General features: G+C 68.2%; 31 protein-coding genes. 1 reads left to right on the top strand and 30 read right to left on the bottom strand.

Annotation, left to right across the window (positions count from 1 at the left end; translation table 11 throughout):
- Nucleotide 1: 1 nt before the first annotated feature.
- The 6 genes from AB0P08_RS11120 to AB0P08_RS11095 form a co-directional block, all read right to left on the bottom strand.
- Nucleotides 2–1,462: a sensor histidine kinase gene (locus tag AB0P08_RS11120; RefSeq protein ID WP_363589903.1), complete on the bottom strand. Its 1,461-nt coding sequence runs from the start codon at nt 1,460–1,462 to the stop codon at nt 2–4.
- Nucleotides 1,455–1,751, bottom strand: coding sequence for a hypothetical protein (locus AB0P08_RS11115; RefSeq protein ID WP_363589902.1), 297 nt, complete (start codon nt 1,749–1,751; stop codon nt 1,455–1,457). Before AB0P08_RS11115 ends, AB0P08_RS11120 begins: the two co-directional genes overlap by 8 nt.
- Before the next feature lie 72 nt (nt 1,752–1,823).
- Nucleotides 1,824–2,621: a sulfite exporter TauE/SafE family protein gene (locus AB0P08_RS11110; RefSeq protein ID WP_363589901.1), complete on the bottom strand. Its 798-nt coding sequence runs from the start codon at nt 2,619–2,621 to the stop codon at nt 1,824–1,826.
- Between the two features lie 46 nt (nt 2,622–2,667).
- A complete protein-coding gene (locus AB0P08_RS11105) occupies nt 2,668–4,215 on the bottom strand; it encodes a tripartite tricarboxylate transporter permease (RefSeq protein ID WP_085606370.1) in 1,548 nt (515 codons plus the stop codon).
- Complete coding sequence (locus AB0P08_RS11100) at nt 4,215–4,775, bottom strand: tripartite tricarboxylate transporter TctB family protein (RefSeq protein ID WP_363589900.1); 561 nt, start codon at nt 4,773–4,775, stop codon at nt 4,215–4,217. Before AB0P08_RS11100 ends, AB0P08_RS11105 begins: the two co-directional genes overlap by 1 nt.
- A 1-nt stretch (nt 4,776) precedes the next feature.
- Nucleotides 4,777–5,796 (bottom strand): Bug family tripartite tricarboxylate transporter substrate binding protein, encoded by a 1,020-nt coding sequence (locus AB0P08_RS11095; protein WP_363589899.1) that lies wholly within the window; start codon nt 5,794–5,796, stop codon nt 4,777–4,779.
- 160 nt (nt 5,797–5,956) lie between these two features.
- On the opposite strand from AB0P08_RS11095, the gene AB0P08_RS11090 reads away from it, so the two are divergent.
- Nucleotides 5,957–7,177, top strand: coding sequence for a PAS domain-containing protein (locus AB0P08_RS11090; protein ID WP_259954437.1), 1,221 nt, complete (start codon nt 5,957–5,959; stop codon nt 7,175–7,177).
- A 54-nt stretch (nt 7,178–7,231) separates the two neighbouring features.
- On the opposite strand, the gene rplQ is transcribed toward AB0P08_RS11090, so the two are convergent.
- From rplQ to rplV, 24 genes are all read right to left on the bottom strand, one after another.
- Nucleotides 7,232–7,804, bottom strand: coding sequence for a 50S ribosomal protein L17 (gene rplQ, locus AB0P08_RS11085; RefSeq protein ID WP_071328950.1), 573 nt, complete (start codon nt 7,802–7,804; stop codon nt 7,232–7,234).
- A 34-nt stretch (nt 7,805–7,838) separates the two neighbouring features.
- Nucleotides 7,839–8,828 (bottom strand): DNA-directed RNA polymerase subunit alpha, encoded by a 990-nt coding sequence (locus AB0P08_RS11080; RefSeq protein WP_025102386.1) that lies wholly within the window; start codon nt 8,826–8,828, stop codon nt 7,839–7,841.
- Between the two features lie 130 nt (nt 8,829–8,958).
- Nucleotides 8,959–9,357: a 30S ribosomal protein S11 gene (rpsK, locus tag AB0P08_RS11075; RefSeq protein ID WP_017829189.1), complete on the bottom strand. Its 399-nt coding sequence runs from the start codon at nt 9,355–9,357 to the stop codon at nt 8,959–8,961.
- Between the two features lie 30 nt (nt 9,358–9,387).
- On the bottom strand, nt 9,388–9,762 hold the full coding sequence (gene rpsM / locus AB0P08_RS11070; RefSeq protein WP_187662242.1) for a 30S ribosomal protein S13: 375 nt from the start codon (nt 9,760–9,762) through the stop codon (nt 9,388–9,390).
- A gap of 146 nt (nt 9,763–9,908) precedes the next feature.
- Nucleotides 9,909–10,025 carry a 50S ribosomal protein L36 gene (gene rpmJ / locus AB0P08_RS11065; RefSeq protein WP_005050492.1) on the bottom strand — a complete coding sequence of 39 codons (117 nt, stop codon included), beginning with the start codon at nt 10,023–10,025 and terminating at the stop codon, nt 9,909–9,911.
- Between the two features lie 97 nt (nt 10,026–10,122).
- A complete protein-coding gene (gene infA / locus AB0P08_RS11060) occupies nt 10,123–10,344 on the bottom strand; it encodes a translation initiation factor IF-1 (protein ID WP_017201569.1) in 222 nt (73 codons plus the stop codon).
- Nucleotides 10,345–10,517: 173 nt separating this feature from the next.
- Nucleotides 10,518–11,189 carry a DsbA family protein gene (locus AB0P08_RS11055; protein ID WP_363589898.1) on the bottom strand — a complete coding sequence of 224 codons (672 nt, stop codon included), beginning with the start codon at nt 11,187–11,189 and terminating at the stop codon, nt 10,518–10,520.
- Entirely contained in the window at nt 11,189–12,040 is an 852-nt protein-coding gene (map, locus tag AB0P08_RS11050; protein ID WP_187662244.1) for a type I methionyl aminopeptidase, read from the bottom strand. Before map ends, AB0P08_RS11055 begins: the two co-directional genes overlap by 1 nt.
- 1 nt (nt 12,041) lies before the next feature.
- Complete coding sequence (locus AB0P08_RS11045) at nt 12,042–12,647, bottom strand: adenylate kinase (protein ID WP_363589897.1); 606 nt, start codon at nt 12,645–12,647, stop codon at nt 12,042–12,044.
- Complete coding sequence (secY, locus tag AB0P08_RS11040) at nt 12,644–13,966, bottom strand: preprotein translocase subunit SecY (protein ID WP_187662246.1); 1,323 nt, start codon at nt 13,964–13,966, stop codon at nt 12,644–12,646. The genes AB0P08_RS11045 and secY overlap by 4 nt, the downstream gene beginning before the upstream one ends.
- 153 nt (nt 13,967–14,119) lie before the next feature.
- Nucleotides 14,120–14,737 carry a 50S ribosomal protein L15 gene (gene rplO, locus AB0P08_RS11035; protein WP_259954467.1) on the bottom strand — a complete coding sequence of 206 codons (618 nt, stop codon included), beginning with the start codon at nt 14,735–14,737 and terminating at the stop codon, nt 14,120–14,122.
- On the bottom strand, nt 14,737–14,922 hold the full coding sequence (rpmD, locus tag AB0P08_RS11030; protein WP_017201575.1) for a 50S ribosomal protein L30: 186 nt from the start codon (nt 14,920–14,922) through the stop codon (nt 14,737–14,739). Before rpmD ends, rplO begins: the two co-directional genes overlap by 1 nt.
- A complete protein-coding gene (gene rpsE, locus AB0P08_RS11025) occupies nt 14,922–15,596 on the bottom strand; it encodes a 30S ribosomal protein S5 (RefSeq protein WP_269474805.1) in 675 nt (224 codons plus the stop codon). Before rpsE ends, rpmD begins: the two co-directional genes overlap by 1 nt.
- A 20-nt stretch (nt 15,597–15,616) precedes the next feature.
- Nucleotides 15,617–15,976 (bottom strand): 50S ribosomal protein L18, encoded by a 360-nt coding sequence (rplR, locus tag AB0P08_RS11020; protein WP_363589896.1) that lies wholly within the window; start codon nt 15,974–15,976, stop codon nt 15,617–15,619.
- 2 nt (nt 15,977–15,978) lie between these two features.
- Nucleotides 15,979–16,515 (bottom strand): 50S ribosomal protein L6, encoded by a 537-nt coding sequence (gene rplF, locus AB0P08_RS11015; protein WP_187662249.1) that lies wholly within the window; start codon nt 16,513–16,515, stop codon nt 15,979–15,981.
- 6 nt (nt 16,516–16,521) lie between these two features.
- Nucleotides 16,522–16,920, bottom strand: a complete 399-nt coding sequence (gene rpsH / locus AB0P08_RS11010; RefSeq protein WP_025102396.1) for a 30S ribosomal protein S8 — start codon at nt 16,918–16,920, stop codon at nt 16,522–16,524.
- Nucleotides 16,921–17,053: 133 nt separating this feature from the next.
- A complete protein-coding gene (rplE, locus tag AB0P08_RS11005; RefSeq protein ID WP_187662250.1) occupies nt 17,054–17,644 on the bottom strand; it encodes a 50S ribosomal protein L5 in 591 nt (196 codons plus the stop codon).
- The gene (gene rplX / locus AB0P08_RS11000; RefSeq protein ID WP_187662251.1) at nt 17,644–18,003 is read right to left on the bottom strand and encodes a 50S ribosomal protein L24; all 360 of its coding nucleotides are present in this window, start codon (nt 18,001–18,003) and stop codon (nt 17,644–17,646) included. Before rplX ends, rplE begins: the two co-directional genes overlap by 1 nt.
- Before the next feature lie 2 nt (nt 18,004–18,005).
- Nucleotides 18,006–18,374 (bottom strand): 50S ribosomal protein L14, encoded by a 369-nt coding sequence (gene rplN / locus AB0P08_RS10995; RefSeq protein ID WP_025102399.1) that lies wholly within the window; start codon nt 18,372–18,374, stop codon nt 18,006–18,008.
- Nucleotides 18,371–18,703 carry a 30S ribosomal protein S17 gene (gene rpsQ, locus AB0P08_RS10990; protein ID WP_021201120.1) on the bottom strand — a complete coding sequence of 111 codons (333 nt, stop codon included), beginning with the start codon at nt 18,701–18,703 and terminating at the stop codon, nt 18,371–18,373. Before rpsQ ends, rplN begins: the two co-directional genes overlap by 4 nt.
- Complete coding sequence (gene rpmC / locus AB0P08_RS10985) at nt 18,703–19,020, bottom strand: 50S ribosomal protein L29 (protein ID WP_025102401.1); 318 nt, start codon at nt 19,018–19,020, stop codon at nt 18,703–18,705. The genes rpsQ and rpmC overlap by 1 nt, the downstream gene beginning before the upstream one ends.
- A complete protein-coding gene (gene rplP, locus AB0P08_RS10980; RefSeq protein ID WP_187662252.1) occupies nt 19,020–19,439 on the bottom strand; it encodes a 50S ribosomal protein L16 in 420 nt (139 codons plus the stop codon). Before rplP ends, rpmC begins: the two co-directional genes overlap by 1 nt.
- Nucleotides 19,439–20,191, bottom strand: coding sequence for a 30S ribosomal protein S3 (gene rpsC, locus AB0P08_RS10975; RefSeq protein WP_025102403.1), 753 nt, complete (start codon nt 20,189–20,191; stop codon nt 19,439–19,441). The genes rplP and rpsC overlap by 1 nt, the downstream gene beginning before the upstream one ends.
- Complete coding sequence (gene rplV, locus AB0P08_RS10970) at nt 20,191–20,589, bottom strand: 50S ribosomal protein L22 (RefSeq protein WP_060927232.1); 399 nt, start codon at nt 20,587–20,589, stop codon at nt 20,191–20,193. The genes rpsC and rplV overlap by 1 nt, the downstream gene beginning before the upstream one ends.
- Between the last annotated feature and the right edge of the window lie 20 nt (nt 20,590–20,609).

The raw sequence follows: 20,609 nt of genomic DNA, 5'->3' as shown, positions 1-20,609 counted from the left end.
GTCAACTCTTCCCTTCGTTCTCATCGGTGTCCAGGACGGGTGCGGGAACGTCGATCCCGAACGTGGCACCCTCGCCCAGCACGCTGTCGACCCAGGCCGAGCCGCCGTGCCCGTCGGTGATGGCCCGCACGATCGCGAGGCCGAGCCCGGAGCCGCGTCGCGCCCCGGCACTGTCCCCGCGGGTGAACCTGTCGAAGATGCGCTCGGCATCGGCCGGTGCCACACCGGGACCGGCGTCCTGCACCCAGAGCCGCAGCCGCCGCTCGGGGCCGTCCCCCTCGAAGCGCGAGCCGATCCGGATCGTGTCGCCGTCCGCGGTGACCTGCACCGCGTTGGCGGCGAGCTGGAGCACGGCCTGCGTCACGCGCTGCGGGTCGAGGGGGACGACGCCTTCGGCGACCTCCATCAACTGCCAGCGTCGCTCGCCCAGCATCTGCGCCTTCGCCTCGATGTCGAGTGTGAGGGTCGCGATGTCGCACGCGGCGAGGCGCACGAAGTCGGGCTGTTCCGCGCGCGCCAGCACCAGGAGGTCCGTGACGATACGGCTCATGCGGTCCAGTTCCTCGCTGACGAGGCGCAGGGTCGCCGCGCGCTCCTCGGGGTCTTCACTGAGGAGCTCGAGGTGGCCGCGGACGATCGTGATCGGCGTGCGCAGCTCATGACCCGCGTCGTCGACGAAGCGCTGCTGCGTGGCGTGCACGGCCTCCAGCCGGTCGAGCATCTGGTTGAACGTGGTGGCGACGGCGGCGATGTCGTCACTCCCCTCGACCGGAACGCGCGCGGTGAGGTCGTGCTCGCCGATGTCCCGAGCCACGCGATAGACCTCGCGGACCGGCGCGAGGATCTGACCGGCGACGAGCCAGGCGACGCCGGAGCTGAGGAGCACCCCGATGAGGGCGACCCAGGCGATCGCCCCGAAACTGCGGTCCACCTGCGCGCGCGGCTCCGCGGTGAACTGCACGATCAGCACCGCCCCGTCCTGGCCTCCGCCCGTGAAGTCCATCCGTCCCCAGCGGACCGGGCCGGTCTCGGGCGTCGCCAAGGCCCCGGAGACCGCGGTGTCCGTGAGCATCCGCTCCACCAGCGCCGCGTGGGTCTCCAATGTGCGCGCGCCGCCGTCCTCTGCGACCGCCACCGGGACGCCGTCGAGGGCCGCGATGACGACCTCGTCCTCATGCACGGACTGCCGCGCGACGTACTCCCGGAGCAGTTCCTCCGCGGTCGTGAGCCCTCCGGATGCGGCGTCCTCCGCGAAGCGGGCGAACTCCGCCGCCTCCTGCTCGATCTCACCGTTCGCCGTCTGCTCGACCGCGGCGAGGAAGACGCTGCGGCCGATGAGCCCGATCGCCAGCACGGTGATCATGGTGCTGAGGATGATCCACAGAGTGATGCGCCACCGGGCGGGGAGGGTGCGGCGGCGCAGGGTGCGCAGCGGGGCGCCGGGTCCCTGGGGCTCAGTCATCGTCGCCTCCGTCGTCGTCATCGTCATCGTCCACCGGTGGGGCCGGCGCGGGGGCCGGCGCAGGAACCGGCGCGGGCGGGGCGGGCGGGGCGGGTGCGGGGGCGACCGACTCCGTGGGTGTCGGCGTGGGGACGGGCGTCGGGGTCGGCGTCGCGAGCTGGACGATGAGCGGCGTGTCCGGCAGCCGGGGGGACGCCGGCATCTGCGCGAGCGCGACGCTCCCGATCGCGAACGCCACGGGCACCGTGATCAGCGCGCCGGGGATCAGGATGCGTCGTGCGGTGCTCATGCCTCCATCGTGCCCGGGGCGGATGAGGAGGAGATGAGGTGAGGATGAAGATCTCTTCATCCTCACGGACGGTCAGCCGCGCCGACGCCCGCGAACGGCCTTGATGGCCATCTGCACCGCGATCACCACGAGGTAGGCGGCGAAGAGCAGGTTCCCGACGGTCGGGTCGACGATGGTCGCCAGCCACGCGCCGAGGGCCGTGGTGGTGCACGCCGAGACGCCGATGAGCAGTGCGGCCAGGAGGTCGACGTTGCGGTTGCGGAGGTTGCCGACCGTGCCGGAGAGAGCGGTCGGGATCATCATGAGCAGCGAAGTGCCCTTGGCGACGAGGTCGCTCGTGCCGAACGCGAGCATGAGCACCGGGACGACGATCACACCGCCGCCGACGCCGATGAGCCCGGCCAGGACGCCGGTGCCGACACCGACGGCCACCAGGGCGATCCCGGTCAGCCAGGTGAGCTCGAAGACGGCGTCGCGCGACGGGATCACGAGGAAGAGGCTCACGATCACGACGACGAGGAAGCCGACGAAGCCCCAGCGGAGGGCGGTCTGCGAGATCCGCGGGAGCAGGCGGGTGCCGATCTGCGCGCCGACCACGGCCCCGGCGGCGAGGATCAGCGCCGGGATCCAGGCGACGGAGCCCGACGCCGCGTAGGAGATGACCCCGACGGTCGCCGTCGGGACGATCGCCGCCAGCGACGTCCCGGCTGCCAGCCGCTGGTCGAACGCGAGCAGGAGCACCAGCAGCGGGACGATGACCGTGCCGCCGCCGACGCCGAAGAGACCGGAGAGGAGGCCGGCGAGGAGGCCGATGCCGATGAACGTGGCGTAGGCGCGGGGCCCGCGCTTCAGGACCGTCGCATCGCTCACCGGATCAGCCTACTCCCGGCCTCTCCCCTCCTCGAATCGAGCGGGCTCAGACCTCCGAGTCCGCTTTGACGGGCACCGCGATGGACTCCGTGAGCGCCTGCTCGTACCGGCGCTGCCGACGCCGCAGCCACAGCCCACCGGCGATGAGCAGCGCGAGGATCACATAGGCGACCGCGGAGAACGGCTGCGCGATGAGCGTCGTCAGGTCGCCCTGGCTGAGCTGCAGTGCGCGCCGCAGCTGCTCCTCCCCCATCGGTCCGAGGATCATGCCCACCACCAGCGGCGCGACGGGGAAGCCGTACCGCCGCAGGAAGTAGCCGAGGACGCCGATGATCAGCAGGATCAGGATGTCGACGACCGCGAAGTTCAACGCGTACGCCCCGAAGGCGGCGAACAGGAGGATGCCCGCGTACAGATACGGCCGCGGGATCTGCAACAGCTTCACCCACATGCCCACCAGCGGCAGGTTCAGCACGAGCAGGATCACGTTGCCGATGTAGAGGCTCGCCACCAGCGCCCACACGAGGTCCGCCTGTCCGGTGAACAGCTGCGGCCCGGGCTGCAGCCCGTACGTCTGGAACGCGGTGAGGATGATCGCGGCGGTCGCCGTCGTCGGAAGTCCCAGCGTCAGCAGCGGCACGAGCACGCCCGCCGCCGCGGCGTTGTTCGCCGACTCCGGGCCCGCGACCCCTTCGATGGCCCCGCGGCCGAACTCGTCCTTGCGGCGCGAGAGCTTGCGCTCGGTCGCGTAGGACAGGAAGGTCGCCACGTCCGCACCGCCGGCGGGGATCGTGCCGATCGGGAAGCCGATGGCGGTGCCGCGGAGCCAGGGCTTCCACGAGCGACGCCAGTCGTCTTTCGTCATCCAGCTGCGCCACCCGCGCGACACAGGGATCACGTCGATCGCGCCGTGCCGCAGGCGGGCCGCGACGTACAGCGTCTCACCGACCGCGAAGAGCCCGACCGCCACGAGCACCACGTCGATGCCGTCAGCCAGCGGCAGCAGGCCGAGCGTGTACCGCTGCTGCCCCGAGAGCCAGTCGGTGCCGACCAGGCCGAGGAACAGGCCGACGCCGAGCGAGAGCAGTCCGCGCGGCACGGAGGACCCCATCAGCGCGCCGACCGTGACGAAGGCCACGACGATGAGCGCCACGTAGTCGGCGGGCCCGAGGTTCACGGCGAACTGCGCGAGCACCGGGGCGAGCAGCGTCAGTCCCACGGTGGCGAGGGTCCCGGCGACGAAAGAACCGAGCGCCGCGGTGGCCAGAGCTGCCGCGCCCCGCCCGAGCTTGGCCATCTTGTTGCCCTCGATCGCCGTGACGATCGACGACGACTCCCCCGGGGTGTTCAGCAGGATGCTCGTGGTCGACCCGCCGTACATGCCGCCGTAGTAGATCCCCGCGAACGTGATGAGCGCCGCGGCCGGTTCCAACGTGTAGGTGAGGGGAAGGAGCAGGGCGACGGTCATCGCCGGCCCGATCCCGGGGAGCACGCCCACGGCGGTGCCGATCAGCACGCCGAAGAAGGCGAACACGAGGTACTGGGGCTGCAGCGCGGTCGCGAACCCCTCGAGGAGCAGACTCCAGCTGTCCATCAGAACATCCTTCCCAGCCAGCCGAGCGCCGGTCCCCACGGCAGCGACAGCCCGAGCAGACCGCCGAACACGACCTGCACGACCACCGCGAGGATCGCGCCGATGAGGAACGCCATCCACCACCGGCGGGCGCCGAGCGCCCACGCGACGCCGCCGAACAGCAGAGCCGCGGCCGGGGCCCAGCCGAGCGGCTCGATGAGGAGCAGATGAGCGACCACGAGCGCCACGATCTTCACGAGCGTGAGCCAGTCGGTCGGCAGGCTCTGATCGACGTCCTCCCCCTCCTCCGGCACCCCGCGGTGGCCCCGGAGGATGCTCGCCACGACGGCGAGAGAGGAGCCGAGCAGCAGGATCGAGACGAACAGCGGGAAGACCGTCGGGCCGACCTGGCCGCCCGCGGGCACATGGATGGTGAAGACCCCGGCGAGAGCGAACACGCCGAGGGCCACCATGAGCAGGGCGAAGACGAGCTCCCCCCGTGGCAGGGACGCGACGAGACGTGCGGACCGACGGGCGTCGGTCCGCACCTCCTCGCCGGGTCCGGAAGACCCGGTCGTCATCTCAGCCGACCAGCCCGATGTTCTGCAGCGTCGCGGTGACCTCGGCGATGTTGCCGTCCAGGAACTCGTCGAACTCCGCGCCCGTGAGGAACGCGTCCGCCCACCCCCGCGTCTCCAGCTCGTCCTTCCACGCGTCGGACGCCTCCAGCTCGGTGACGAGGCGCTCGAGCTCCGCGCGCTCGGCGTCGCTGATCCCGCCCGGGGCGATCACACCGCGCCAGTTGGTGAGCACGACGTCGTATCCGGAGTCGGTGATCGTGTCGACGTCCGGCAGCTGTGTGACCGGCTCCTCCGACGAGACGGCGAGGGCCTTCATGGTCCCGGCCTCGATGTGCTGCAGGAACTCGCCGACACCGGAGATGCCCGCCGAGACCTTGCCGCCGAGGATCAGCGACGTCGCCTCGCCGCCGCCCGAGTTGGGCGTGTAGTTCAGCTTCTCGGCGATCTCCGCGCCGTCGAGCCCTGCCTCCTCGAGCAGCAGCCCGGCGAGGATGTGATCGGCTCCTCCCGCGGAACCGCCGGTGATCGTGACCTCCTGGCCCTTGTCCACGACATCCTCGACGAGATCCTCCAGCGTGTCGTACTCCGAGTCCGCGGGCACGACCACGACGAGGGGCTCATCGGTGAGGCGGGCGATCGGGGTCATGTCCTCGATGCGGACGGCGGAGGCATTGGTCTCCACCGCGCCCACCATCACGAGGCCCATGACCATGAGGGTGGCCGGGTCCTTCTCGTTGGCGAGCTGCGCGAGGCCCACCGTGCCTCCGGCGCCGCCGACGTTGGTGACGGGCGCCGAGCCGACGATGTCCTCCTGGGTGAGCAGCTGCGAGAGGGCGCGGCCGGTCTGGTCCCAGCCGCCGCCCGGGTCGGCGGGGACGACGATGTTGACGTCGGTGATGGCGACCGCGTCGTCGCCGCCGTCGGAGCCGGCCGATCCGCCGTCGGCGGTCGAGCACGAGGTGAGGACGAGGGCGGTCGCGGCGACTGCCGCGGCGAGGGTCCCGATGCGGGCGTGATTCATGGCGCTCCTCCTTGAGCGTTCGGATGCAGTCCGTCCACTGTCGAGGCGCAGATGCGCACGCTCAACCTTCGGAAACCATTGGTCGCGTTCCGTAACTATTGGTCGCGAACACCTCTGCCGGCGGCTCGCGGCCCGGGAACCCAGCCGGGAGAATGGACCCGTGGCCTCGAAGATGACGCTCCGCGTGCAGCTGCTCGCGCTGCAGGCGCTGATCGTGTTCCTGGTGACCCTCGGCACCGGCATCGCCGCCGGAGCGTTCCAGGAGAACGCGCTCCGCGAGGCCTACAAGGACCGCATGCAGGCGGTCGCCCAGTCCGTCGCCGCACTCCCCGTCGTCCTCGATGCGTTCGACGACGAGGATCCGGCCGCCGCCATCCAGCCGGTCGCCGAGGTCATCCGCGAGGCCTCCGACCTCGCCTACGTGGTGGTCGCCAACGACGAGGGCATCCGATACTCGCATCCGAACACCGACCGCATCGGGGAGCGGGTGTCCACCGACCCGTCGATCCCGCTGGGCGGGGAGATCTTCGTGGGCACGCAGACCGGCACGCTCGGGACGTCGTGGCGGGTGAAGGTGCCCATCCGCGACGAGGACGGCGCGGTGATCGGCACAGCCTCGGTCGGCATCCTGGAGTCGGAGCTGAACGAGGAGTTCACCAGCAACCTCGTGGGACTCATCTCCGCCATGCTCGCTGCGGCGGTGCTCGGGGTCTTCGGCGCCGCGTGGGTGACGTCGTTCATCCGTCGCCGCATCTACCGTCTCGAGCCGCACCAGATCGCGGCGCTCGTCAAGAACCAGGAGACGACCCTGCACGGGCTGAGCGAAGGCGTCGTGACGGTGGACGGGGCCGGGCGGATCACCCTGGTCAACGACGCGGCCGCACGATTCCTCGGTCGCGATGCCGCCGACCTCGACGGCGCTCCCGCGGACGAGGTCCTCGGCACCGAGCTCGCCACGGTGCTCCGCGAGGGCGAGGCCGCGGGACGCCCCGTGATCGTCGGCTCGCATGTGCTCGTCGCCCGGAGCACGGCGTCCGGGAACGGCTCCGCCGATGTGGGGGCGACGCTCCTGCTCCGCGACCACACCGAGCTGCACGACGTCGTTCGCCGGGTCGAGGCGGCCGACGCCATCATCGCCTTCCGGGAGCGCTACGGCCTCCCGAAGGGACTCAGCGCGGAGACGCTGGAGCGGGTCTCTGCGGCCCTCGCGGCCCGGCCCGACGCCTCGGCGACCGAGATCGGCGACGACCTGGCCATCTCCCGCGTCAGTGCCCGCCGCTACCTGGAGCACCTCGCGGCGACCGGACAGGCGGTGCGCTCGCTGGACTACTCCACGAAGGGACGGCCGGGGGCACGCTACCGGATCACCGCCCCTCGATGAACGACGAAGCCCGCCACCCCGGAAGGGGCGGCGGGCTTCGTGAGAGAGCGGTCCTTACTCGGACTTCTTCTCGACAGCGTCCTCGGCGGCGGCCTCAGCGGCCTCGCCCTCGGCCTGCGACTCGGCGCCGGCCTCCGCAGCCGTGTCGTCGGCAGCGGTCTCGTCCGCAGGGGCCTCGACGGTCTCCTCAGCGGGAGCCTCCTCGGCGGCGGGCTTCTCGTCCTTCGGAGCCGCGGCAGCCTTCTTGGTCGACTTCGCCTTCGGGGTGACGGGCTCGAGCACGAGCTCGATCACGGCCATGGGAGCGTTGTCGCCCTTGCGGTTGCCGACCTTGGTGATGCGCGTGTAGCCACCCTCGCGGTCCGCGACGAGCGGAGCGATCTCGTTGAACAGGACGTGCACGACTTCCTTGTCACCGATGACCGACAGCACGCGACGGCGGGCGTGCAGGTCGCCGCGCTTGGCGAAGGTGATGAGGCGCTCGGCGAGCGGACGCAGGCGCTTGGCCTTCGTCTCGGTCGTCTTGATCGACTTGTGGGTGTACAGCGCAGCGGCGAGGTTGGCAAGCAGCAGGCGCTCGTGGGCGGGGCCGCCTCCGAGGCGGGGACCCTTGGTGGGCTTGGGCATAATCGTCTAACTCCTGGTCAGAAAGGGTCGGGTATCAGAAGGACTCGTCTTCGCTGCCGCCGTAGAAGTGGGCGCCGTCGAAACCGGGCACCGAATCCTTGAGCGACAGACCGAGCGAGATGAGCTTGTCGCGCACCTCGTCGACCGACTTCTGGCCGAAATTGCGGATGTTCATGAGCTGCGTCTCCGACAGGGCGACGAGCTCAGAAACGGTGTTGATGCCCTCACGCTTCAGGCAGTTGTACGAGCGGACCGACAGGTCGAGGTCCTCGATCGGCATCGACAGCTCGCTGGAGTTCACAGCCTCCACCGGCGCCGGGCCGATCTCGATGCCCTCGGCCTCGACGTTCAGCTCGCGGGCGAGACCGAACAGCTCGGTGAGCGTCTTGGCAGCCGAGGCGACGGCGTCGCGCGGGCTGATCGCCGACTTGGTCTCGACGTCGAGGATGAGCTTGTCGAAGTCGGTGCGCTCACCGGCACGGGTGGCGTCGACGCGGTAGCTGACCTTGAGCACGGGCGAGTAGATCGAGTCGATCGGGATCTGACCGGCCTCGGCGTACTCGTTGCGGTTCTGCGTCGCGGAGACGTAGCCGCGGCCGCGCTCGATGGTGAGCTCGAGCTCGAACTTGGCGGTGTCGTTGAGCGTCGCGATGACGAGCTCGGGGTTGTGCACCTCGACACCGGCCGGAGCCGAGATGTCGGCGGCGGTCACTTCACCGGCACCGGTCTTGCGGAGGTACGCGGTGATGGGCTCGTCGCGCTCGCTGGAGACGACCAGCTGCTTGATGTTGAGGATGATCTCGGTGACATCCTCCTTCACGCCGGGGATCGTGCTGAACTCGTGCAGCACACCGTCGATGCGGACGCTGGTGACAGCGGCACCGGGGATCGACGACAGCAGGCTGCGGCGCAGCGCGTTGCCGATCGTGTAGCCGAAGCCGGGCTCCAGAGGCTCGATGATGAACCGGCTCCGGTTCTCGACGATCTTTTCCTCGGTCAGTGTGGGACGCTGTGCAATAAGCACTCTGTGTTCCTTTCGATCACATGCCCGCTATATGACATGTGGTGGGGTGAGGTCTTGAGTTGTGGAAGTCGATGCCCCACGCGGGGCGCCGAGCCGCTCGACCCGAAGGACGAACGGCTCGGCACACGCATCAGACGCGGCGGCGCTTCGGCGGACGGCAGCCGTTGTGCGCCTGCGGGGTGACGTCCTGGATCGAACCCACCTCGAGGCCGGCGGCCTGCAGCGAGCGGATCGCGGTCTCGCGGCCGGAGCCCGGACCCTTCACGAGGACGTCGACCTTCTTCACGCCGTGCTCCGCAGCCTGGCGGGCAGCGGACTCCGCTGCCATGCCGGCCGCGTACGGGGTCGACTTGCGGGAGCCCTTGAAGCCCACGCCACCCGACGAGGCCCAGGCGATGACGGCGCCGGACGGGTCGGTGATCGAAACGATGGTGTTGTTGAACGTCGACTTGATGTGGGCCTGGCCCAGCGCGATGTTCTTCTTTTCCTTGCGGCGCGGCTTGCGCGCGGCGGCCTTGGGTGCAGCCATGAAAGTGTTCTCCTAGTCCCTGGCCGCTGCTTAGCGGGCCTTCTTCTTGCCGGCGACGGTGCGCTTCGGGCCCTTGCGGGTACGGGCGTTGGTCTTGGTGCGCTGACCGCGGACCGGGAGACCACGACGGTGGCGGATGCCCTCGTAGGAGCCGATCTCGACCTTGCGGCGGATGTCTGCGGCGACCTCGCGGCGCAGGTCACCCTCCACCTTGTAGTTGCCTTCGATGTAGTCGCGGAGGGCGACGAGCTGGTCGTCGCTGAGGTCCTTCACGCGGATGCTCTCGTCGATGTCGGTCGCCTTGAGGATCTCGACGGAGCGGGTACGGCCGACGCCGTAGATGTAGGTAAGGGCGATCACCACGCGCTTGTCGCGCGGGATGTCAACGCCGGCAAGACGTGCCATGCGGTTCTCCTGGGTGTTGTGGAGGTGTGGAGCAGGATCGGTGCCCGGGCCTCCGCCCCGAGGTGTCCCCCGCTTCCGCGGGTTCTGATCCTGCCGTTTCGTGTTGAGTTATGAGATTGCGAGAGCGGCGCTCACGCAGCGGGGGCTCAGCCCTGGCGCTGCTTGTGACGCGGGTTGCTCTTGCAGATCACCATGACGCGGCCGTGGCGGCGGATCACCTTGCAGTGATCGCAGATCGGCTTGACGCTGGGGTTGACCTTCATGATGTTTCCTGTTCGCTGTCTTCGTGCTGCCCGATGTCCGACCTCCGAGACCTGGGTCCCTGAGCCCGTCGAAGGGCAGCCGTTACTTCTCGACCGATCAGCGGTAGCGGTAGACGATGCGACCGCGGGTCAGGTCGTAGGGGCTGAGCTCCACGACCACACGGTCCTCGGGGATGATGCGGATGTAGTTCTGCCGCATCTTTCCGGAGATCGTTGCCAGGACCTTGTGTCCGTTGCTGAGCTCAACGCGGAACATCGCGTTGGGGAGAGCCTCGGAGATCACGCCCTCGATCTCGATGACACCGTCTTTCTTAGCCATAGCCTCGCTGACGCTTCTGCAGATCGGTCGATCTGCGGTGGGTGGGTGGTGTGCGGTACCGGGCCGGATCGGACACGCCGAACGCATGGCACAAGGCACCAAAGATCCATGTTATCCGACGACGCCCCATCCGGCAACTTGGCCAGACGGGGCGTCGAGCGGATGGGCGGGTGTCAGCCGAGCAGGTCGGTGAACCGCTTCATGTCTTCCTGGTTCTGCAGGTCGAGGCGCTCTCCGTCGATCTCGACGGTCGGCGTGCCCTGGATGTCGTTGCTCTTCGCCTGTGCGGCGCCGAACTTGCGGTACGTCTCGTCCGTGATGCAGGAGACGACGTCGTCGCCCGCGCCGACCTGGGTGGCGAACTCGGCGAGCTGTTCGTTCGTCAGGCCGGGGGTGTTCTCCGCCGGCTGGTTCTCGAACAGGACCTTGGCGTAGTCGAAGTACAGGTCGGAGTCCGACTCGGCGACGCAGAACGCCGCGCCGGCCGAACGGGAGGAGAACTCGGTGCCCTGCGAGAAGCGGTCGAGGATCGCGATGGGGTGCTGCTCGAGCGTGATCTCCCCGCTCTGGGCCTTCACCTCGAGCGCCGCACCAAACTGGTCCTCGAAGGACTTGCAGACCGGGCACTGGAAGTCGAGGAAGACCGACACGGTCGTGTCGCCGTCGCCCATGGATACGGAGCCGGCCTCGGCGTCGAAGTTGTCGCTGGCGGACGGGGTGGCGCCGGGAGACGTCGCCTGGTTGTTGAGGAACACCACGAGTCCACCGAGGGCCACCAGGACCACGACGACGGCGATGGAGACGCCGATCGCGAACCAGTTGGTGTTGCTCTTCGCCGCTGCCATTACTTTCCGATCTCTCGAGGCTCGACCCCGAACGGGGCGAGTCCGGCTCTTCCACCATCGGGCGCGGTGAGCACCCAGATGCCCCCATCATGCAGGGCGACGCTATGTTCCCAATGTGAGCCGTCGGTGCCGTCGACCGTGGTGACCGTCCAGTCGTCGTCCTCCACGAACGTCGCCTCACCCCCGGCGGTGACCATCGGCTCGATGGCGAGCACGAGTCCGGGCTTCACGTCCGCGCCGCGGTCCGGTGTCCGGTAGTTGAAGACGCTGGGGGCCTCGTGCATCTTGCGACCGATGCCGTGACCGACGTACTCGCGGAGGATGCCGTAGGGCTCGCCGCTCACGGCGGACGGCCCCTGCGCCTCGATGTAGTCCTGGATCGCGGCGCCGATCTCGTCGATCGAGGACGCCGAGGCCATCGCGGCGATCCCCGCCCACATCGACCCCTCCGTCACACGCGAGAGCTCCTCACGGCGGGCCACGAGCTCAGGGTGTTCGGGATCCGGGACGACGACGGTGATCGCGCTGTCGCCGTTCCAGCCCTCGAACTGGGCTCCGCAGTCGACCGAGACGATGTCGCCGGGCTGGAGGACCCGCTCCCCCGGGATGCCGTGCACGACCTGCTCGTTGACCGAGACGCAGATCGTGTGGTGATAGCCCTTGACGAGCTGGAAGTTCGACTCCGCACCCCGCTGCAGGATGGCGCGGTTCGCGGCGGCGTCGAGCTCGATCGTCTTCACCCCCGGCTTGATGAGGGCGCGGACGGCGTCCAGGGCCTCGGCGGTGATGAGGCCGGGTTCGACCATGGCTCGTAGCTGAGCCGGGGTCTTGTAGATCGAGCGGCGGAACATCTCAGGCGGCGGAGGCGGGGGAACGCAGCCCGCGAGCGGCCAGAGCGGCGGCGATGCGCTCCGTGATCTCCTCGAGCGAGCCCACACCGTCGATGCGGTCGACGATGCCGCGGCTGCTGTAGACCTCGATGATCGGCGCCGTCTCCTTCTCGTAGATGTCGAGTCGGTGCGCGATGGCCTCGTCGGTGTCGTCGGAACGCCCCTGCTCCGCAGCGCGAAGGGCGAGGCGGGCGATGCTCTCCTCCCGCGGGACGTCGAGGAGGATCACCGCGTCCAGCGCCTCGCCGCGTCCTTCGAGGAACGCATCGAGGTGCGCCACCTGCGCGGTGTTGCGGGGGTAGCCGTCGAGGAGGAAGCCGTTCTCCGCGTCCTCCTGGCTCAGCCGGTCACGCACGATCTCGCTGGTCAGCTCGTCCGGCACCAGGTCGCCCTTGTCGAGGATCGCGGTGACCTGCTGGCCGAGCGGCGTCCCCTCCTTGATGTTCGCGCGGAAGATGTCGCCGGTCGAGACGACCGGGATGCCGTAGGACTCGGCGATGCGCACACCCTGGGTGCCCTTGCCGGAACCCTGGGGGCCGACGATGAGAAGACGTGCGGATGCTGTCATCGGAGAAGTCCTTCGTAGTGTCGCTGCTGCAGCTGGGCGTCGATCTGCTTGACCGTCTCGAGACCCACGCCGACGATGATGAGGATCGACGCGCCACCGAACGGGAAGTTCTGGTTGGCACCGACCGTCGCGAGCGCGATGAGCGGGATCAGGGCGATCAGGCCCAGGTAGAGGGAACCGGGGAGCGTGATGCGGGTGAGCACGTAATCCAGGTACTCCGCGGTCGGACGGCCGGCCCGGATCCCGGGGATGAAGCCGCCGTACTTCTTCATGTTGTCGGCGACCTCGACCGGGTTGAACGTGATCGCGACGTAGAAGTAGGTGAACCCGATGATCAGCAGGAAGTATGCCGCCATGTAGATCGGGCTGTTGCCGGTGGTGAAGTTCGCGCTGACCCAGCTGACCCACGCGGGCGGGGTGGAGCCGTCCTGCGGGGTGTTGAACTGGGCGATGAGCGCGGGGATGTACAGCAGCGACGAGGCGAAGATGACGGGGATCACACCGGCCATGTTCACCTTGATCGGGATGTACGTGTTCGTGCCGCCGTAGGTGCGACGGCCCACCATGCGCTTCGCGTACTGCACGGGGATGCGCCGCTGCGACTGCTCGACGAACACCACGAGTCCCATCACGATGATGCCGACGAGCAGCACGAGGAGGAAGACCTCGAAGCCCCGGGTCTGCCAGATGATCGACATCGCGCCGGGGAACGTCGCGGCGATCGAGGTGAAGATCAGCAGCGACATGCCGTTGCCGATGCCGCGCTCGGTGACGAGCTCAGCGAACCACATGATCAGACCGGTACCGGCCGTCATCGCCATGATGATGAGCACCTGCGCCCACCAGACGTCGTTCGTGAGGAGCTGGGTGCACGCGCCGATGTCGGTAGTACCGAAGAGCTGGCCGGTGCGGGCCACGGTGACGAGCGTCGTGGACTGCAGGAGCGCGAGGGCGATCGTGAGGTACCGCGTGTACTGGGTCAGCTTGGCCTGCCCGGCCTGGCCTTCCTTGTGCAGCGCCTCGAAGTGCGGGATGACGACGCGCAGGAGCTGGGTGATGATCGTCGCGGTGATGTACGGCATGACGCCGAGCGCGAAGATCGACAGCTGCAGCAGTGCGCCGCCGGAGAAGAGGTTGACGAGTCCGAGCAGACCCTCGGTGCCGGCGTTGGCCGCGAGACACTGCTCGACGTTCGGGAAGTTGACGAACGGCGCGGGGACGTTCGAGCCGAGGCGGTAGATCGCGATGATCGCGAGAGTGAAACCGATCTTCCGACGCAGGTCGGGCGTGCGGAAGATCCGCGCGATGGCGCTAAACAAGAACGTTCCTCCTGAAAAGGTGGCCGAACCCCCGAGGGGCGGCTGAAACACCAGGGTAACCCACTCCGAGGTCGGCGGAATGCGTGCGGTCGGCTTCTCCCCCGCCGAACCAGAAGAGGGGCCGGAGAATCTCCGACCCCTCTTCCGCAGTGGTTACTTGACGGATCCGCCCGCAGCCACGATCTTCTGCTCGGCAGAACCCGAGACCTTGTCGACCGCGACGGTGAGCTTCACGGCGATGTCGCCGTTGCCGAGAACCTTGACCTTCTCGTTCTTGCGAACCGCACCCTTGGCGACCAGGTCGCTGACGGTGACGTCGCCACCCTGGGGGTAGAGCTCCGCGAGCTTCTCCAGGTTCACGACCTGGTACTCGACGCGGAACGGGTTCTTGAAGCCGCGCAGCTTCGGCGTGCGCATGTGCAGCGGCATCTGGCCACCCTCGAAGCCGACGCGCACGGTGTTGCGGGCCTTGGTGCCCTTCGTGCCGCGACCGGCCGTCTTGCCCTTCGAGCCCTCACCGCGACCGACACGGGTCTTCGCGGTGTTGGACCCGGGGACGGGACGCAGGTGGTGGACCTTCAGCACACCGGGGCGGGACGCCGGGGCGTCCTTCTTCGGCGCAGCCTTCGCGGAGCCGTCAGCCTTGGCGTCGGCGGCACTGGTCTTGGCCGGTGCCTTCTTCGCGGCGGGCTTCTTGGCAGCGTCGGCCTTGGGAGCCGCCGCCTTCTTGGTGGCCTTCTCGGCCTCGACGGCCTCGTTCTTCTCAGCCATTAGTCGATCTCCTCAACCTTGACGAGGTGGGCGACGGTCTTGACGTAGCCGCGCGTCTGCGCGTCGTCGGGGCGGACGGTGGTGTCACCGATCCGCTTGAGACCGAGGCTGCGCAGCGTGTCGCGCTGGTTCTGCTTCTCGCTCACCTTGGACTTGATCTGCGTGACCTTGAGTCGCGCGGCCATCAGGCACCTACCTTCTGTGCGGCGATGGCCTCGGCCTCGGCGCGGACGAGCCGGGCCGGGGCGACCTGGTCGAACTCGAGACCACGGCGTGCGGCGACGGCGCGGGGCTCCTCGAGCTCCTTCAGGGCGGTGACCGTCGCGTGCACGATGTTGATCGTGTTCGACGAGCCGAGCGACTTGGACAGCACGTCGTGGATGCCGGCGCACTCGAGCACGGCGCGGACCGGACCACCGGCGATGACACCGGTACCGGCAGCGGCGGGGCGCAGGAGCACCACACCGGCGGCCGACTCACCCTGCACGGGGTGCGGGATGGTGCTGCCGACGCGCGGGACGCGGAAGAAGTTGCGCTTGGCCTCTTCGACACCCTTCGAGATCGCCAGGGGGACCTCACGGGCCTTGCCGTAGCCGACGCCCACCAGACCGTTGCCGTCACCGACGACCACGAGAGCGGTGAAGCTGAAGCGACGACCACCCTTCACGACCTTCGAGACGCGGTTGATGGTGACGACGCGCTCCAGGAACTGGTTGTCGCCGCGGTCGCGCGAGTTGCGGTCGCGGCCGCCCTGGTTACGGTCACGTCCGCCACGGCGGCCGTCCCGCTGGTCGCGAGAGGGCTCAGCCTGCGTGGTGCCGGCGGCCGTCTCGGAAGTGGCAGCAGCCGCTTCGGTCACTTCGTTCTCCTTGTTGTCACTCACAGTGCCAGACCCCCTTCACGGGCGCCGTCGGCGATGGCGGCGACACGACCCGCGTAGCGGTTGCCGCCACGGTCGAACACTGCCTCGGAAACGCCTGCGGCCTTCGCGCGCTCGGCGAGGACCTCGCCGACCTTGCGAGCCTTGGCGGTCTTGTCGCCATCCAGCGAACGCAGGTCGGTCTCGAGCGTCGAAGCCGAGGCGACCGTGTGGCCCTTGCTGTCGTCGACGAGCTGCACGAAGACGTGACGCGCCGAACGGTTGACGACGAGGCGCGGACGCACCTCGGTGCCCACGATCTTCTTGCGAAGACGGGCGTGACGACGCGCGCGGGCGTCAGACTTTGACTTGAGAGCCATGGTTACTTACCACTCTTTCCGGCCTTGCGACGCACGTTCTCGCCGGCGTAGCGCACACCCTTGCCCTTGTACGGTTCGGGCTTGCGGATCTTGCGGATGTTCGCAGCCGCCTCACCGACGGCCTGCTTGTCGATCCCGCTGACGGTGAGCTTGTTCGTGCCCTCGACCGTGAGCGTGATGCCGGCGGGCGGGTCGATCAGGACCGGGTGCGAGAAGCCGAGGGCGAACTCGACCGAGTTCCCCTTCTGCTGCACGCGGTAACCGGTGCCGACGACCTCGAGACCCTTGGTGTAGCCCTGGGTCACGCCGATGATGTTGTTGTTGATGAGCGTGCGGGTCAGGCCGTGGAGAGACCGGGACTCGCGCTCGTCGTCGGGGCGGGTGACGAGAACCTGGTTCTCCTCGACCGACACCTCGATGGGGCTGGCCACCGTGAGGGTGAGCTCACCCTTGGGGCCCTTCACCGCGACCTCGCGGCCGTCGACCGAAACGGTCACGCCCGCGGGAACGTCGATGGGAAGTCGTCCAATACGCGACATTTCGGATTACCACACGTAGGCGAGAACTTCTCCGCCCACGCCCTTCTGCTCAGCCTGGCGGTCCGTGAGGAGACCGGAGGAGGTGGACAGGATGGCCACGCCGAGGCCGCCGAGGACCGTGGGGATCTCGGTCGACTTCGCGTACACGCGCAGGCCGGGCTTCGACACGCGCTTGATGCCCGCGATCGAACGCTCGCGGTTCGGACCGTACTTCAGCGTCAGCGTGAGGTTCTTGCCCACGCGAGCGTCGGAGGTCTCCCAACCGGCGATGTAGCCCTCCTGCTGGAGGATCTCTGCGATGTGCGTCTTGAGCTTGCTCGACGGCAGCGTCACGGTGTCGTGGTGCGCCGAGTTCGCGTTGCGCAGACGGGTCAGCATGTCTGCGACCGGGTCTGTCATTGTCATTGTTGTCTACTTTCGATCATGAGGTTCCGGCTGCCGTTACACGACAGACGGCCTGCGATGAGCACGCAATCTTCAATTGTACGTGCACATCGACGGGCTCAGTGACACGGAGACCACTGAGCCCGTCGAAGGGTCACGCCTGGGCGTCGTCCGCGCGGAACGGGAAGCCGAGGTGACGCAGCAGCGCGCGTCCCTCGTCGTCCGTCTTCGCCGAGGTCACGACGGTGATGTCGAAACCACGGACGCGGTCGATCTTGTCCTGATCGATCTCGTGGAACACGCTCTGCTCCTGGAGACCGAAGGTGTAGTTGCCGTTGCCGTCGAACTGCTTGCCCGACAGACCGCGGAAGTCGCGGATGCGGGGCAGCGCGAGCGACACCAGGCGGTCCACGAACTCCCACGCACGGTCGCCACGGAGGGTGACGTGCGCGCCGATGGCCTGGCCCTCACGCAGCTTGAACTGCGCGATGGACTTGCGGGCCTTGGTGACGATCGGCTTCTGGCCGGTGATCTTGGTGAGGTCGTCGACCGCCCCATCGATCACCTTGCTGTCGCGAGCAGCCTCGCCGACACCGGTGTTCACGACGACCTTGACCAGGCCGGGGATCTGCATGACGTTCTCGTAGCCGAACTCGTCCTGCAGAGCCTTCTTGATCTCGGCGTTGTACTTCGCCTTCAGGCGGGGCTGGATCTTGCCAGCCACCGCAGCGTCGGTCGTTGCCATCAGAGGTCCTTACCGCTCTTCTTCGCGAAGCGCACGCGGACGGTGCGCTTCACGCCGTCCTTGGTCTGCTCCTCGACCCGGTGGCCGACCTTGGTCGGCTTCTTGGTCGAGGGGTCGACGAGTGCGACGTTCGAGATGTGGATGGGCGCCTCGACGGTCTCGAGGCCACCCGTCTTGGTGCCACGCTGCGTCTGACCGACGCGCGTGTGCTTGGTGACGTAGTTGACGCCTTCGACGACGACACGGTTCTGCCCGACGAGGACGTCGAGGACCTTGCCCTGCTTGCCGCGGTCGCCACCACGCTCGGGCTTGGCGCCCGAGATGACCTGAACCAGGTCGCCCTTCTTGATCTTCGCCATGATCAGATGACCTCCGGTGCCAGCGAGACGATCTTCATGAACTTCTTGTCGCGAAGCTCACGGCCGACCGGCCCGAAGATACGGGTGCCGCGGGGCTCCCCGTCGTTCTTCAGGATGACGGCGGCGTTCTCGTCGAACTTGATGTAGGAGCCGTCGGGACGACGGGTCTCCTTCTTGGTGCGGACGATGACCGCCTTGACGACGTCGCCCTTCTTGACGTTGCCACCGGGGATCGCGTCCTTGACGGTCGCGACGATGGTGTCGCCCAGACCGGCGTAGCGGCGGCGCGAGCCACCGAGGACGCGGATCGTGAGCAGCTCCTTGGCGCCGGTGTTGTCGGCGACCTTGAGGCGGGACTCCTGCTGAATCACTTGGCCTTCTCCAGAATCTCCACCAGACGCCAGCGCTTGGTGGCGCTCAGCGGGCGGGTCTCGTTGATCAGGACCAGGTCGCCGATGCCGGCGGAGTTCGCCTCATCGTGCGCCTTGACCTTCGACGTCCGGCGGATGACCTTGCCGTAAAGCGGGTGCTTCACGCGGTCCTCGACCTCGACGACGATCGTCTTGTCCATCTTGTCGCTGACGACATAGCCACGGCGGGCCTTGCGGTAGCCGCGGGCAGCGGAGTCGCGGACGTCGTGCTCGGACGACTCGTGTCCTGCGGCCTGCGTCTCCACAGTCGCTTCCTTCTTGGTGGCCATCACTCAGCCTCTTCCTTCGGGGCGTCCTCGGCGGCGTCCGCCTTCTTCGCCTTCGACTTGGTCGCCTTCTTCGCGGGAGCCTCGACCGGAGCGGGCGTCGCACGGATGCCCAGCTCGCGCTCGCGGATCACCGTGTAGAGGCGCGCGATGTCGCGCTTGACGGCGCGGATGCGGCCATGGCTCTCCAGCTGGCCGGTGGCCGACTGGAAACGGAGGTTGAACAGCTCCTCCTTGGCCTTGCGCAGCTCCTCAACGAGGCGCTGGTCTTCGAACGTGTCGAGCTCTGCCGGAGCGAGCTCCTTGGTGCCGATCGCCATTACGCGTCGCCCTCCTCGCGCTTGATGATGCGTGCCTTGAGCGGCAGCTTGTGGATTGCACGGGTCAGTGCCTCGCGAGCGAGCTGCTCGTCGACACCCGCGACCTCGAAGAGGACGCGGCCCGGCTTGACGTTGGCGACCCACCACTCGGGGGAACCCTTACCGGAACCCATGCGGGTCTCGGCCGGCTTCTTCGTGAGCGGACGGTCCGGGTAGATGTTGATCCACACCTTGCCGCCACGCTTGATGTGACGGGTCATCGCGATACGAGCGGACTCGATCTGACGGTTCGTCACGTACGCGGGGGTGAGGGCCTGGATACCGTACTCGCCGAAGGAGACCTTCGTGCCGCCGGTGGCCTGACCCGAGCGCCCCGGGTGGTGCTGCTTGCGGTACTTGACCTTACGGGGGATGAGCATTATGCCGACGCTCCTTCTGCAACAGGTGCCTCGTTGCGCGGGGCACGGCGGCGGTCACCACGGTCGTCACGGCGCGACTTCGGCGCGTTGGCCTGCTCGCGCGCGAGCTCCTTGGCGGTGAGGTCGCCCTTGTAGATCCACACCTTCACGCCGATGCGGCCGAAGGTGGTCTTGGCCTCGTAGAAGCCGTAGTCGATGTTCGCGCGCAGCGTGTGCAGCGGCACACGACCCTCGCGGTAGAACTCCGACCGGCTCATCTCGGCGCCGCCGAGACGGCCCGAGACCTGGATGCGGATGCCCTTGGCGCCGGCGCGCTGCGCGCCCTGCAGACCCTTGCGCATCGCGCGGCGGAACGCCACACGAGCCGAGAGCTGCTCGGCGATGCCCTGGGCGACCAGCTGAGCGTCGGCCTCGGGGTTCTTGACCTCGAGGATGTTCAGCTGGATCTGCTTGCCCGTGAGCTTCTCGAGGTCGCCGCGGATGCGCTCGGCCTCTGCACCACGACGACCGATCACGATGCCCGGACGGGCGGTGTGGATGTCGACGCGGACGCGGTCACGGGTGCGCTCGATCTCGATGTTCGAGACGCCGGCACGGTCGAGCTGCGTCTGCAGCAGGCGACGGATCTTGATGTCCTCGGCCACGTAGTCGGCGTAACGCTGACCCGGCTTCGTCGAGTCGGAGAACCAGCGCGACACGTGGTCCGTGGTGATGCCGAGGCGGAAGCCGTACGGGTTGACCTTCTGTCCCATTACTTGCTCGCCTTCTTGTTGCTGTCGCCGGCCGCGGCAGGAGCCGCCTCCGGCGTCGAGAGCACGACCGTGATGTGGCTCGTGCGCTTCTTGATCTGGAAAGCGCGACCCTGTGCACGGGGCTGGAAACGCTTGAGCGTCGTGCCCTCGTCGACGTAGGCGTTAGCCACGTACAGGTCCTGCTCGTCGAGGTACTCGCCGTCACGATCCGCCTTGACCTGCGCGTTGGCCATGGCCGACGCGACAAGCTTGTAGATCGGCTCACTGGCGGACTGCTGAGCGAACTTCAGGATCGCCAGAGCCTCCTGGGCCTGCTTGCCCTTGATGAGCGCGACGACACGACGAGCCTTCTGAGGGGTCACGCGGATGTGTCGCACGCGTGCGATGGACTCCACCATTTCTCTCTCCTCCACGCCTG

The organism is Microbacterium meiriae, from assembly GCF_040686935.1.
Lineage (GTDB): Bacteria > Actinomycetota > Actinomycetes > Actinomycetales > Microbacteriaceae > Microbacterium > Microbacterium meiriae.
The sequence above is the reverse complement of the archived record's forward strand: the minus strand, read 5'-3'. Positions and strand labels throughout refer to the sequence as shown.